The following is a 14982-nucleotide window of genomic DNA, read 5'->3' on the forward strand; positions in this document are numbered from 1 at the left end:
GAAAAGATAAATTTGTAAAAGAAAACCCTGAACCGGCTTTAACCTGCCGGTTCAGGGTTTTCTTTTGGTTGGAAATATATTCTGGTAAATTACAATTTCTCAGCTTTGGTATAATTATAATGCAGAGATTGAAAACTGAAAATATTATGAAACAACATTTTCAATACACATTGCTTTTGGCTCTGCTAGTGTTTACAATCAAATCGAAAGCGCAGCAAAACAAATTAATTCTGCTGAAAAACGTAAATCTGATCGACGGGACCGGATCTGTTTCAAAACCCAACGTGGATATTTTGATCAAAGACGGAAATATTGCGGCGATCCGGTCCGGATTGAAAGAACCGGCCGCAACTCAGATCGACTTAAAGGGAAAAACGATCATACCCGCCATCATCAGCGCCCACACGCATATTGGGACATTAAAAGGAAACACTTCAACAGCTGAAAACTATACCCGTGAAAATGTTCTCCGGCAATTAAAAAGATATCAGGATTATGGCGTAGGAACTATCCTGACGATGGGAACAGACAGGCCTTTAATTTTTGAAGGTTTAATCGATTCAATAAAAGCCGGATTGTTACCAGGTGCCAGATTATATTCTGCCGGTTATGGTTTTAATACACCGGAAAAAGCACCAGGCTCGTGGATGAATTTATTGTTGCGGCCAGAATCACCAGAACAGGTTCCTGCTCAAATTGAACAACTGGCAAAAGTTAAACCTACGGTTGTTAAGATCTGGGTTGATGATCACGGCGGAAAGGCCGATAAAATGAAGCCGGAAATTTATAAGGCAATTATTACTGAAGCTCATAAAAAAGGAATTCGTGTGGCCAGTCATTTATACAATCTTGAAGATGCACGTGATTTAACCGCTTCCGGTTTGGATATCATGGCGCACAGTATTCGTGATAAGGAAATTGATGCGGATCTGCTTAAATCTATAAAAGCCAAAGGTGTTGCTTATATCCCGACATTATCGTTGGATGAATATGCCTTTGTATATGCCAGAAAACCGGAATGGATTGAAGATCCGTTCTTTAAAGCATCTTTGGAACCTGGTGTTTATGAAATGATTATTAGCACGAAATACCAGGATCAGGTTAAGAATTCACCCGATTATGAAAGAAATATGACCGGCTTTAAAATGGCTTTGAAAAATTTAAAAAAGATCCACGACGCAGGAATTCTTGTTGCGCTGGGAACAGATTCCGGTGCATTTCCTATCCGCGCACAAGGTTTTTCAGAACATCTGGAAATGGAATTAATGGTTCAGGCTGGTCTTACGCCCATGCAGACTATTACTGCTGCGACCCTGAATTCCGCGAAAATTCTAAAAATCGATAACCTATATGGAACACTTGAAAAAGGAAAAAAAGCAGATTTCATTGTATTAACTGAAAGTCCGGAAAAGAATATTAAGAATACCAGAAAAATAGAATCTGTCTGGAAGGATGGAAGAAAAGTGAGTGACGGGCCTTTGAAAAAATAAATTCCTGTTTCAAAGATCAGTTCGTTGCAGATTTTACATTTTAATATAACCACCTCCATTTAATGAAGGACCAATCACAGTACCTCTGCCTCCATTAGCAACTATTGCCGCCTTGCTAAGCGTTTCGCTTATGCTCATAACTGTTTGCTGCAATAGCTTGAATTCTTCGGGACAACTGTTATCACCATAAAAGGCTCCTCCATAATCAAAATATAAAAATATAAACAGCTGGCTCTTAATACTTTTGTTAGTGTTTGAAATAATCCAATGCCCTTCCGTACTATATATATTTTTTACAATCCTTTCAGAAACTGCGCTTCTCAAATTACCATCATTTGCCAAACTATCTATTTTGCCCAAAGCATTAACTTTAAAGTAAAAAACACCCCATGTAGGTTTACATTCATTTTCCCTAGGGCTTAGAACATGTTTTTCCAGCCAGCCTTTCAGATCGTATCCTATTCCTTGTTCTCTAATTACTGGAAATTCAAAGTCTGCCTTTGGAATAGATTGACCCCATGAATTTGATAACAGAAGAAACAAGCATGGTAAAATGGTAATAATCCTGTGGATTGTAACGGTGTTTTTCTTTGTCATTTGGAATTTAATCTCGGTTTGATATATAATTTTATTATATATAATAAATATAAGTAATTTTAAATTTATTTAACAACTGTGACAATAAATAAATTTTAGAAATGAATAACTCACGAGATAATTCTGTCATCTATATTTAATCAAATCATATTTTACAAAAAAGAGCTCCCAGGAATCCCGGGAGCTCTTTTTTGTAAAATAAGTAGTACGAATCAATTTATCAGATTAATAACCCGTATTCTGCTGCATATATCCCGGCAAGTTGGAAGCGCCATCAATAGCAGTTTGCGGAATTGGAAAAATACGTTTGTGAACGTCCGTGCTTGTTTTCTCAGTCCACGTTCCTTCGTATTTGCCAAAACGTATCATATCCGTACGGCGAACCATTTCCCAGTATAATTCAAAACCTCTTTCGCGGAAAAGCAGATCAAGCGTAACTGAAGTCAAGACTGGCGGTGGCGTTGTAGCTGTTCTTGATGCTCTCACTGTGTTAACATCATCCAGTGCTGTTGCATCACCAGCGCTTTTACGCAATTTTGCTTCTGCACGCATCAGATAAATATCTGCCAGACGCAGGATAGAAATATCAGCTTCACCTTTGTTTCTACCTGTGTCAGAAACGCGGCTAAATTCATATTTCTCAACACGGTATCCTGAGCTGTATCCGCTACCAGCCGTTGTGAAGTCAATTTTCTCTGTAAAGATTACAGGCAAATCGTTACGATTACGACTTAGATTTGTCAATTTTCCTACTCTCAATTTTCCATCAGGGCATCTTAAAAATGCACCGTTTACACGGATAGCTCCGTATTGCTGGCCACGTAAAATTCCACGGTTAACTTTATAATCTGCATCTACCAAACAAGTGTCTGCCGGATTTGTGTACACTGACATGTTTTCTTTATAAAAACGTGGGTCGCGTTTTGGATCAACAGCCCCGTAAGCCTGTACCCAGCTTTGGTAAAAATCAGAAGTAATGGCAGGGCCGTCCGTACCGTTAGCTGCCGGAAAAGCTGCCAAAGGAAACTGATCTCCGGAGAGAGAGAAATAAGCCATACGGTTATGTCCGTTAAGGTCAGGACGCTGATCCACTGCAAAAATCAATTCAGTATTGTCGTGATTGGTATTTCCGAAAATCGAGAAATAATCCGCTGACAATTTTGATTCCCCCGAGCTGATAATACGCGAAGTATAATCAATAACCTTATCCATATCTGTACTTGCAAAGGTAAATTGCGGAGCATAAATATTGCGGTAAACTGCCGCATTAAGATAAAGTCTTGCAAGAAGTCCCCAAACCGCAGCTTTTGTCAATCTTCCTGGTCCAACAGTTGCCTTATTCTGTAAAAGTGGCTCAACAGCAAGCAATTCACTTTCTATGTAAGAAACAGCATCGGCACCACGAATAATTTTTGAGACAGTTCCCGGATCTTCCTTGACGAAAACGATACCAAACAAATCCAGCATCATCATCGAATAATAAGCTCTCATACCTCTTGCCTCAGCCAGGTAAAGTGCAGAAGTTGCATCCTTTGCCGTAGCCAAAGTTGTGATCGCGGTAATCGATCTTGAAATACTTTGAACGATATTATCCCAGGTAGTTTTAATGTTCGGGTCGGTACTTACTGATGTATGCGCGTGCATAGCCAGGTAGATCCCGTTATCGCCCCAGTCCGTTCCGCCGCGGTAAGGTAAAATTGCCTCATCGGTTGAAATTTCCTGTAAAGCGAAATAGTTGGTATGCTTGTGAAGTTCAGGCAAAAGCGCATATACGGGTGCAATAAGCCCGTTGGCAGTTTGCTCATCTGTAAGGGTGGAACCTAACGTTTCATCCAACACTTGTTCCTTTAAATCTGTACAGGCTGTTGTCATCAAAAACATCCCTGCAACTGTAAGTATGATAGGTAATTTCTTATTCATTGTCGTAAGATTAGAAACCAATATTTAAACCAAAAATCACCGTTTTTGCTTTTGGATAGCTCAGGTAATCGATACCGTAGGAAGTAATTCCATTGATTGACCGATCGTTGTTCACCTCCGGATCATAACCGTTGTATTTGGTAGACACAAACAGATTTTGGCCTGTTACTGATAAGCGGATCGAGTGAACCCAATTGTTGATTCCCAATGCCGTGGTATTGAAATTATAACCCAGCGCGAGGTTGTTCAATCTCAGGAATGAACCATTTTTAAGATAACGCGTAGAAACCGGAGCAGAATTATTCGTCGATTCGTTCGGATAAGCAATGGCTTCCGGCGTTACATTTAGTCCTTTGGATAATCTTAATTTATAAAAATTGGAGTTGGCCGTGTTATCATAAAGTTTGTTTCCTGATACGCCATTGAAGTTTGCAACCAGGTCAAATCCTTTGAAACCGATATTTCCGCTGAAATTATACATTTTGGTTGGAAGTGCAGAACCAGCCGCTACACGGTCTTTATCAGTAATAATTCCGTCACCATCCACGTCTTTGAAAGTACTGATTCCCTTGTCGTCAAATCCTGTGAATTCTTTCAAAAAGAAAGTACCAATCGGCTGTCCGCTGATATAACCGTTGATCGTTGCAGAAGTAAGTCCTGAACCTTGCGCAGCTCCGGAAGGAATTACTGAATAAGGAGAGTTTTTTACTTTGTTTTTGATAAACGTGATGTTACCGCTCAATCCAAAACGAATCCCGTTGCCAAGTGTCTTTCTATAAGCAAGATCGATTTCAGTTCCCTGGTTAACGATTTTCATATTTTCAACATTAGTCCAGAAAGTACCTGCTGGCTGAACCGGATCCGAAGGAATTACTTCCAAAAGAATTTTACCGGAAGTTTTGCTGAAATAATCAACCGATCCGCTCAATGCACCTTTGAAAAGAGCAAAGTCAATACCTAAATCCGTTTGAGAAGAAGTTTCCCACTGAATATTTGGGTTAGCAAGACGGGCATAAGTTGTTCCGCCAGGATAAGCACCTGTGTTAAACAATGGATAACTTGTTTTGTCTGTGATCGTTGAAGTAAAGAGAGCCTGGGTAATTTTGGAAGGAATCTCCTGATTACCTGTTTGTCCCCAACCTGCACGAAGTTTCAAGTCTGTAAAGGCAGATGATTTCAGGAATTTCTCCTCAGAAAGTCTCCATCCCAAAGAGAAGGATGGGAAAACTCCATATTTGTTGTTCGCTCCAAATTTGGAAGAACCGTCCGCCCGAACCGTCGCAGTTACCAGATATTTATCTTTAAAAGCATAATTAACTCTCGAAAAGAAGGATTGCAGCTCATTTAAAGTTGCAGTACCGGTTGGCCTGTTGACTGCCAGGGTAAGATCCTGACCAACACCTGGATTATAAATAGGTTCTACTCCACCGACAGGAAATTTATTGATGCTGTAAATTCTTCCTGTTAACGAAATTTTTTGATAAGAATGACCAACTAACGCAGAAAAATTATGATCCTTTTTGTCAAGCGTGTAGGTGATATAGTTTTCGATCAGCTTATTGCTGTTACGCACATCTCTAGTCTCCAACCGGCCAAGGTTTAAAGGAACAGTACTTGCCAGAGACTGCAAATCCCGCGTAGAAGTAGAATTATCGATACCAAAGTTCAGCTTGTAAACCAGACCTTTGATGATAGTCACCGATGGAGAAATGTTACCGATAAGACGATTTGTTGTAGTCAAATCTTTTTCAAGAGCAAGCGTAATAAGTGGGTTGGTTCCATCCACATATTGAAAAGGTGCTCCCTTGGCATCATAAGCCGGATAGGTAGGATTTGCAGAAATTGCACTTCCGACTATCCCCTCGGGTGGTCTTGAATTTTTTGTATTGGTAGCATTCAAATTGATATCAACACTAACCCGGTCATTAAGCAGTTTTTGATTCAGATTAATTCTTCCTGTGTAACGGTCAAGATTACTGTTCTTTAAAATCCCATCCTGTTTCTGCATACCCATGGAAGCATAATAGGTAAGCTTATCCGTTCCTCCACCCAGCGAAACATTATGATTTTGGGTAAAAGCAGTGCGCGAAATTTCCTTCTGCCAGTCTGTATCGGCTTTTCCATCGATCAGCGTTCCGCCTAATTTTGTCACCTCCGTGCGAAATTGATCAGCAGAGAAAATATCCAGAGGTCTGGCCATTTTTGAAATACCAAAACTGCCTGAATAGTTTACAGTTGCAACACCTGATTTTCCTTTTTTGGTAGTAATCAAAATTACACCGTTTGCACCTCTGGCACCATAAATCGCTGTTGCCGACGCATCTTTCAAAACATCAATCGATTCAATATCCTGAGGATTCAAAAAACTAAGCGGATTTGTTGCTCCACCCGTGCTGCTGTTATCCAGCGCAAGCCCGTCTACAACAAAAAGAGGCGTACTACCCGTACGAACACCACCTGGCCCACGAACCGTGATACTTACAGTTCCGCCTGGTTCACCTGTGGCGGATGTTACGTTAACACCTGCCACTTTCCCCTGGAAAAGCTGTTCTGGTGAATTGATAATCCCGGTATTAAATTCTCCCGATTTAAGTGATTTCACAGATCCTGTAATATCCTTTTTTGCTGTACTACCGTAACCAACCACGACAACTTCATTCAAATCCGCAGCTGATTCTTTGAGTGTAATATTGACAGTATTATTGGCTTCTGACAGCACAAAATCATTCAGCGACTGTTTTTCAAAACCGATGTAGCTGAATTCCAGATTGTATTTTTTCCCAACTTCCAGGGCAGTGAAAGAGAATTCTCCGTTCTCATTCGTAGTGGCGCCCTGCTTGTTGCCGCCGACATCTGTAACTAAAACAGTTACACCAGGCAAACCTTCATTTTTTGTTGTTATAACCTTTCCTTTTAGCGGAAGGTCTTTAACTGAAAGAGCGGTGATGTAGGAATAATTGTTTCCGTTGTGGACAGGCCCGGCATATGCACCAGGGCTCAAAACCATCATCGTTGAAAACGACAAAACGCAACAACACAAGCCCATTTTGCTGACTAATAGAGTTTGTCTCATAAGGTGAATTATTTGTTTTAAGATTAAGAAAATACTTTTTTAGAAGATTTAGGAACAATACCGGTGAGTAAGTTCTCCAAAACTACAAATTGTATTATTGATATAAAAAATATAAAATAGCATACACCTAATGCAAACGTTTGAAATTTTTTGCAAACGTTTGAAATAAATAAGGATTAATTAAAATAAAACCGGGACAAGGTTGATTTTAGGTTTAGGAGGGTTAATTCTGTATAAATATTCTTAAAATGCCGTCTTCTTTAACAGGCTGCAAAGCTGCAATGTTAATGTTACCTCATTGTTAATTAAATGTGAACAAGCTATTGTGAATGCCTGAAAAATACAAATGGCCACCCTTTTAAGGATGGCCATTAATAATTTACCTTGATTTTCTATTAAAATTTTACTGAATCCTACTATTATATACGTAATAATAAGCACCTTCATCCTTGTTAAAAATCTTCACCGGCTTAAAACCTTCAAGCTGTAAATCGGTAACCATATATTGATATTTGCCTGCCTTGAATTCGGCAATTGCTTCCTGCGTCTGCACACTGTGACTTGCCAGTTCTATCGAATCAAAGTAGATGTCATAATCGTACATTTTCCTTTTTTCCGTTGATACATACTTTAACAAAATACGGTACTGCGCATCATATTGCTTTTCATCTTCAAAGGCAAAAGCGTTTGCGATGATAGGAAGATTTTTTTCACTCAATTCAGCCGCGCCTTTATTTCCCAACAGAAAATTCAGCTTTTTGATCATTTTCAATGTATCAAGATTCTGTGCTTTTTCACGAAGAAGACAATCCTGTGTTTTTGGAATATAAAATTCCAGTTCAGGATTAAGAAGCATTTTTGTATCAGATGGCAAAGTCAAAATCCACTTCGAGGCGGTATGCATGTTGATTGTTGCGTGCACTCTTTTATGTTGTGCATAGGCTTCATTAAAATGAAACAGAGACATTATAATGACGAGTCCAATAGCAATTTTGAATCCTGTGGCCTTTCCCAATTCCACAACATAACTCAGGCCAAAACCGATAAGAAAAAGCGTAACCACACCAGCGGGTAAAACGTGCGTATCATAAATTTTTGACGAACGTAAAACGAGAAAGAGGAATAGAAACAGATTTCCGATTAGCACAAAGTAAATTATTTTTTTTGTTCTCAGCAGATTGTAAATACCAAGAACGCTTAATATTAAAATGATATAATTAACAGGCTCCGCAAAAAATATCTTCAAATATTCCATGTTGAAAAATGTTCCCATTGGCTTGTCATTCATTTTGGCAATAATCCCGCCAACAAATGATTTCATTACAACCAACGTATCCGTTATTATAAAAGGACAAAAAATAATGAATGAAACAAGGATCATGAGCAGCGAAAACAACACATTTTTAATTTTATTCTGTGCAACCAACAAGAAGATGGACATGACATAAAACGGAATAAAAAAGGCAAAAATGAGCCTCTGGGCCAAAATAAGACCAAAAAATATAGAACATATGGCTACCTCTTTTACAGTAACCGAATCGGTAAAGATAAGCCTTGCCATTAGTAAAATAAATAAGCTTCCCGAAATTGCCTCAGGCCGCAAAACTGGTAAATTGCCAAACAAAATTGTGCACGCGACAAGTACGACCGGTAAAAAAAGCCGCAGCGAGTCGGTTAATAAATAATGATTTCTTTTATGGATCAGCCGTATCGTAATGTACATAATATATCCCACAACAAAAATCTGAACGGCTCGTCCTAATAAGATATAAGGTTCACGATCCCACAGATATTTATACGCTTCCAGATCGAAGGATTCAAAAATGGAAACCAATCCGTGAATACTTCCGCTATTGGCAATAATTGACTTGAAACAGGCAGCTCCAAATACCACAAAATAAAATAACATACTGGGCGACGCTGGCCAATCTAACCCGCGCGGCGTATTTCCATACCACATCCAGACGCCGGAATCTGCTACAAAATTTTCATCTGTGGTATAATATCCATGAAATGGCGGAAAAATAACGCCCGAGATAAGGACTGATAATATAATTAAAGCCAGTAGTGTGTACGTAACAATTTTACGGTTTTTGGAAGAAATCATGCTGTGTATTTCAATAAAAAATCAAAAATGAAAAAGTAATTCTAAATTTGCATCTGCGAACATCGCAAAATTAGAATTACTTTATGCTAAAATTTATTTTCAGGTTTATTATTTTTTTAATAATCGTTGCCGGGGTCGCCGAAGCAGTGCTCCGTTTTGAATATGGTTTTTGCAATGCACCTCTATATGTTTCTGATCCTGACTTTGAATACATCTATGCCCCAAACCAAAATGTAAAGCGTTTTGGGAATGTTGTTCGTACCAACGAGTTTTCAATGCGCAATGATGCAATATCGCCAACCGATACTACGGTTGTATTGCTTGTGGGTGATTCGGTAATAAATGGTGGCAGTATGACGGACCAGGATAGTCTGGCTTCCGGATTTCTTGAAAAAAAGTTAACAACAGCGCTAAAAACACGGGTCCGTGTTCTAAATATTTCCGCCGGTTCCTGGGGGCCTGATAATATCGCAGCTTATCTCAAAAAGTTCGGGCTGTTCCATGCCAAACTTATTTGTCTGGTTACGAGCAGTCATGATGCACACGACATTATGGCTCACGAAAGCCAGGTTGGCATTGATCCAAACATGCCTGATAAACAATACAAGGTTGCCTTAATTGAACTTTGGGATCGTTACAAGTATCTTTATCCTTACTATATAGAGTATTACGCCGGAAAAATCCCCCTCTTTTTCTCAACGCAAAAAGAAATTGACCCGGTTGCGCAAAAGCCAAAAACGGATACTCTTGAAACAGAAAAACCGATTGATACCGGAATTCGTAAAACCGGAGTTGGTTTTAATCCTGGATATGAACAATTGAGAAAAATGGCTGAGGATAATAAAATTCCATTTTTCATTTATCTGCATCCCGAAATTTCAGAAGTTGACATGGGCCATTTTAATGACCAGGGTGATGAGATCATCAATTTTACCAAAGAAAAAAACGTCCGTTTAATTAACGAATTTGATTATCATCCATCGACAAAAATGTATCGAAAAATGGATGTTGTGCATTTCGATAATAAAGGACAGGTTTTTCTGACCAATAATCTTTATCCTATTATTCTGGGTTACCTTAAAAAAGACAAATAATGCGGGTTTTAATAATTCACAATCAATTATGGGCGCATTATAAGTCGAAACTTTTCAGTGAGGTTTACCAGAATATGTTGGCTACCAGTCCGGATAGCGAATTTCTGGTTGTACATATCGCTCTATACGAAGCGAGCCGCAGCGTAATGCAGGACGACGAGGTTGTAAAATATGATTATCCTTACCAGGTTTTGTTTCAAACCAGCCTCGACAATGTCAAATTTGGAGAAAGGCTGAAAGCATTGTTTAAAGCTTTTGACGAATTTAAACCGACTGTTTTAAATGTTACCGGATGGTTTGATTATGCCCAGATTTTGCTGATGATTTACGCCCGGATGAAAGGGGTCAAAATCGTGCTGTCGTCCGAATCTTCGTCAATGGATCATAACCGTTCAACATTGAAAGAAAAAATAAAGAGCTGGATTGTAAATCGGGCTGATGCTTTTTTTTGCTTTGGGAAATCATCGGCGGATTATCTTTTGACTTTGGGAGTGAAACAACCTCAGATTGCTGTCGCAAATGCCGCGGTTATTGATGAAGATGTTATAAAAACGAAGTTTGATCTGGCAAAAAATCTAAGTTTTGAAATAAATTCGTCAAAAAGTACACGGAGTTTCGTTTATGTTGGCAGGCTGGCGGAGGAAAAAAACCTGGAATTATTAATCAAAGCATTTATTGCTGTAAAGGAAAAAAGTAAAATTTCGTTTGACTGGAAACTACTTTTTGTGGGAGACGGTCCGGCAAAAGAAAAACTAACGAAAATATCCGGAGAATACTTGAAAAGCCAGATTATTGAATTTGCAGGAGGACATCCCTGGTATAAAGTGCCTGCCTGGCTGGCAAAAAGCGATGTATTGATTTTGCCTAGTAAATCAGAGCCATGGGGATTGGTTGTGAATGAAGCGATGGTTTGCGCTATGCCTGTAATCGTTTCTGAAAAATGCGGATGTGCCGAAGATTTGGTCAGAAACGGAATCAATGGCTTTTTATTTAACCCTGAAAGTCAGCCAGAACTTGAAACCGCTTTGCAGTTTTTCCTGAAAAATCCTGACAAAATTGATTCTATGGGAAAAGAATCATTAAAATTAATACAACCATTTTCATCAAAAACCGTAGCCAAAGCAATGGTAAACTGTTACAGAAATCTTCGTTAAATTTTTGTATGATTACTGTTAATTTATTGATAATATGCGAATTCTGAATATTTGTGCTTACACGTGGGCAATCGGCGGACCTGCAAGAATTATTTATGACCACACCAACGAAGTGCTGGCGCAAGGCCATCAGGTTGATATTTTAAGTCCAATGACACCCGGCGAAAAAATGTATCCCGTTCCGGAAGGCGCAAGGTTAATAGAATGTAAAAGAACAACGCCGATCAGTAATTTCTACCGGGAATTTTCGATCGAAATGTATGATTATCTCAAAAAGCATATTAACGAATATGATATCATTCATATGCACGGAATCTGGCATTTTGGGAGTTTAGCGCCGTTTTTAATTCCGCACAAAGCTGCATTGGTAATCACCATTCACGGTTTGCTCGATAAATGGGCTGTTGCACACAGCAAATGGAAAAAAGATCTGGTGACTTTACTTTACCAAAAAAGATTGCTGGGGAAAGCCGATTTAATTCAGATCAATAACAGAGATGAGGAAGAAGATGTGATCCGTTATCTGGGATACAGGCCTGCCAATATGGTCATCGTGCCGAACGGGATGAAAGTATCAGAATACATTAATTTGCCTGAAAAGGGCATTTTCCGCAAAAAAAATGGCATAGGTCCTTCCCAACAAATGATCTTGTTCATGGGGCGGCTCAACATAAAAAAAGGACTGGATTTGTTATTACCAGCTTTTCAGCAAATACATGAAAAACTGCCGAATGCAGCTCTTATTCTTGCGGGCCCCGACGATGGTTATCTATCAGAAACAGAGGAATTTATCAAAAAAAACAATTTATCAAAAAAAATAAAACTTGTCGGGATGTTGACCGATACCGTCAAAAAGGAGGCATTATCTGATGCAGATTTGTTTGTGCTCCCCTCCTATTCCGAAGGATTTTCGATTGCAGTTCTGGAAGCGATGACATCCAAAGTTCCGGCACTGGTTTCGGATCGCGTGGGTTTTGGAGATTATATTAAAAAATACAATGCCGCCTATCTTACTCCACTTACAAGTGCAGGTGTTGCCGATGGACTTCTTAAAATATTGCAAGATAAAAATTATGCGGATGAATTGAGAAAACAAGCCTTCACGATGGTGACAGATAACTTTGATATAAAAGTCGTGGCAAACCAATTATTGGAAGAGTACAAGAAAATTAAAAAAATGTAGTTATCTTTGACTATCTTATTAACATACACTAGCTGTACTATTTAACAATACCTGGACACCTTATGGTTGATTTATCCGTCATCATTTTAACGAATAATGAATCAAAACACATCGGGCGTTGTATCAAAAGCCTTCAGTTAATTACTAATAAAATCTTCATTGTAGATTCATTTTCAACTGATAACACGGTATCAATTGCAGAAGACCTAGGTGCTACCGTCATTCAGAACCCCTGGGTCTCCTACGCTTTTCAATTTAATTTCGGAATCCAAAACAATCCTTTTCAGACTAAATGGCTGATGCGGATGGATGCCGATGAATACATCACAGCCGAGCTTGCGGACGAATTAAAAACATCACTTTCAACAATTCCTGAAACTATTTCCGGTCTCTATGTAAAAAGACGGGTGTTTTTTATGGACCAGTGGATCAATCATGGCGGATATTACCCCATATGGCTGCTAAGGATCTGGCGTCACGGATTAGGCGTTTGCGAGGAATTATGGATGGATGAACACATCAAGTTAAGCAGCGGCACAACGGCTCAGCTTCAAAACGATATCGTTGATCATAATCTGAACAATCTGACCTGGTGGACACAGAAACATAATAATTATGCAATACGCGAAGTCATAGATTTATTGAATATTAAATATAACTTTGGGAATAAAGAAACCGTAACGCCGGATTTTTGGGGAAGCCAGGAACAACGGACTCGTTATCTTAAAATAAAGTATGCAAACCTGCCGCTGTTTACACGTCCGTTTTTATATTTTATTTTCAGGTTTATATTTAAAGGAGGATTTCTGGATGGTAAAAAAGGATTGATCTGGCATTTTTTGCAAGGGTTCTGGTACCGTTTTTTAGTGGATGCCAAGATATACGAAGTTTACCAAAGGGCTGGAAAGGAAAAAGAAAATATTGTTTCACATTTTAGGACAGAATATGGAAAAGACCTCCAGAGCCCAAACCAGTCTGTCAAAATATAATAACAGCTGGTATAAACCTGGTAGCATTTTAAAACAACTCGCCTGGCATGTTATTGGGAGGATATTTATAAATACCTATCTACCAATTCCAATGTTTGTAAAAGCATCGGTTTTAAGAGTGTTTGGAGCAAAAATTGGTAATAATGTAACGATCAAGCCAAAAGTAAATATAAAATATCCCTGGTTTCTGGAAATAGAGGATTATGTGTGGATTGGAGAAAATGTGTGGATCGACAACCTGACAACCGTTACTTTATGCAACAATTCCTGTCTATCTCAAGGAGCTATGCTGCTTACCGGAAACCATAACTATACAAAGAGTACGTTTGACCTGATTTTAGGGCCAATAAAAATTGAAAACGGAGCCTGGATTGGCGCAAAGGCGACAGTTTGTCCGGGAGTTACAGTTCATTCACATGCTGTTTTAACCGTTAATTCGGTGGCGACCAAAGATCTGGAAGCTTATGGTATTTATCAGGGAAACCCCTGTTTGTTTGTTAAAACGAGAAATCTGACAAATTGAAAGTAAGTATAATTACTGTTGTATATAACGGAGCTGCAACCATCAGGCATTGCATAGAATCAGTATTGAGCCAAAATTTCGATTCCATTGAATACATTATCGTTGACGGGAAGTCGAATGATGGAAGTATGGAAATTATTGAATCTTTTGGTTCGAAAATTGCTAAGCTCATCAGTGAGCCGGATAAAGGAATTTATGATGCGATGAATAAAGGCATAAAACTTGCAACCGGCGATGTTATTGGCCTATTGAATGCTGATGATTTTTATGCGGATAAAACCATAATATCGGAAGTGGCCCAGGCGATGAGCCAAACGAATGCCGACGGCTGTTATGGTGATCTGAATTATGTTGACGGACAAAACGAAGCTGTAATCAAGAGAAACTGGGTTTCGGGGGAATACAAAAAGAATTCTTTTTTAATGGGCTGGATGCCACCCCACCCTGCCTTTTTCGTAAAAAAGAAATGTTATGACCAGTATGGTGACTTTCGCCTCGATATGGGGAGTGCTGCAGACTATGAAATAATGTTACGCTTTATATTCAAGAATGGAATAAAATTAACTTATATTCCTAAGGTTTTAGTAAAAATGAGAACCGGGGGAGTAAGCAACAGTACTCTAAATAATCGTATTGAGGCTAATAAAAACGATAGGAAAGCCTGGCAGGTCAATGGTCTTAAACCAAGGTTTTTCACTTTGTGGCTTAAACCAGTCAGAAAGATTGTTCAGTTTATTTGAAATGAGGAAATTGGCCTAATAAACGCACACGAAATAAATGAATAAACCTTTAAATAACTATTTTGACTTTCAGGGAGTTAGATTATCAATTTTCCTGAAAATTCGTCAAATT

At 38.8% G+C, this 14982-nt stretch carries 11 protein-coding genes; 7 read left to right on the plus strand and 4 right to left on the minus strand.

Features of this window, described 5'->3' with window-relative positions; all coding sequences use genetic code 11:
* The first annotated feature begins 146 nt into the window (after positions 1–146).
* Entirely contained in the window at positions 147–1490 is a 1344-nt protein-coding gene (locus tag FDK13_RS20590; RefSeq protein ID WP_137341903.1) for an amidohydrolase family protein, read from the plus strand.
* Positions 1491–1523: 33 nt separating this feature from the next.
* Here FDK13_RS20590 and FDK13_RS20595 read toward each other — a convergent pair whose 3' ends face one another.
* From FDK13_RS20595 to FDK13_RS20610, 4 genes are all read right to left on the minus strand, one after another.
* Positions 1524–2087 (minus strand): hypothetical protein, encoded by a 564-nt coding sequence (locus FDK13_RS20595; RefSeq protein WP_137341904.1) that lies wholly within the window; start codon positions 2085–2087, stop codon positions 1524–1526.
* A gap of 225 nt (positions 2088–2312) precedes the next feature.
* Positions 2313–4007 carry a RagB/SusD family nutrient uptake outer membrane protein gene (locus FDK13_RS20600; RefSeq protein ID WP_137341905.1) on the minus strand — a complete coding sequence of 565 codons (1695 nt, stop codon included), beginning with the start codon at positions 4005–4007 and terminating at the stop codon, positions 2313–2315.
* Between the two features lie 10 nt (positions 4008–4017).
* Positions 4018–7080, minus strand: a complete 3063-nt coding sequence (locus FDK13_RS20605) for a SusC/RagA family TonB-linked outer membrane protein (RefSeq protein ID WP_229216139.1) — start codon at positions 7078–7080, stop codon at positions 4018–4020.
* Between the two features lie 403 nt (positions 7081–7483).
* Positions 7484–9187 carry a hypothetical protein gene (locus FDK13_RS20610; RefSeq protein WP_137341906.1) on the minus strand — a complete coding sequence of 568 codons (1704 nt, stop codon included), beginning with the start codon at positions 9185–9187 and terminating at the stop codon, positions 7484–7486.
* A gap of 83 nt (positions 9188–9270) precedes the next feature.
* Here FDK13_RS20610 and FDK13_RS20615 point away from each other — a divergent pair, with 83 nt between their 5' ends.
* The 6 genes from FDK13_RS20615 to FDK13_RS20640 all read left to right on the plus strand — a co-directional run bounded on the left by FDK13_RS20615 (position 9271) and on the right by FDK13_RS20640 (position 14870).
* The gene (locus FDK13_RS20615; protein WP_137341907.1) at positions 9271–10281 is read left to right on the plus strand and encodes a hypothetical protein; all 1011 of its coding nucleotides are present in this window, start codon (positions 9271–9273) and stop codon (positions 10279–10281) included.
* On the plus strand, positions 10281–11435 hold the full coding sequence (locus FDK13_RS20620) for a glycosyltransferase family 4 protein (protein WP_137341908.1): 1155 nt from the start codon (positions 10281–10283) through the stop codon (positions 11433–11435). The genes FDK13_RS20615 and FDK13_RS20620 overlap by 1 nt, the downstream gene beginning before the upstream one ends.
* Before the next feature lie 34 nt (positions 11436–11469).
* Entirely contained in the window at positions 11470–12618 is a 1149-nt protein-coding gene (locus tag FDK13_RS20625) for a glycosyltransferase (RefSeq protein WP_137341909.1), read from the plus strand.
* A gap of 62 nt (positions 12619–12680) precedes the next feature.
* Entirely contained in the window at positions 12681–13607 is a 927-nt protein-coding gene (locus FDK13_RS20630; RefSeq protein ID WP_137341910.1) for a glycosyltransferase family 2 protein, read from the plus strand.
* On the plus strand, positions 13564–14130 hold the full coding sequence (locus FDK13_RS20635) for a WcaF family extracellular polysaccharide biosynthesis acetyltransferase (protein ID WP_137341911.1): 567 nt from the start codon (positions 13564–13566) through the stop codon (positions 14128–14130). Before FDK13_RS20630 ends, FDK13_RS20635 begins: the two co-directional genes overlap by 44 nt.
* Positions 14127–14870, plus strand: a complete 744-nt coding sequence (locus FDK13_RS20640) for a glycosyltransferase family 2 protein (protein ID WP_137341912.1) — start codon at positions 14127–14129, stop codon at positions 14868–14870. The genes FDK13_RS20635 and FDK13_RS20640 overlap by 4 nt, the downstream gene beginning before the upstream one ends.
* The last annotated feature ends 112 nt before the right edge of the window (positions 14871–14982 follow it).

The organism is Dyadobacter frigoris, assembly GCF_005280585.1.
GTDB lineage: Bacteria > Bacteroidota > Bacteroidia > Cytophagales > Spirosomataceae > Dyadobacter > Dyadobacter frigoris.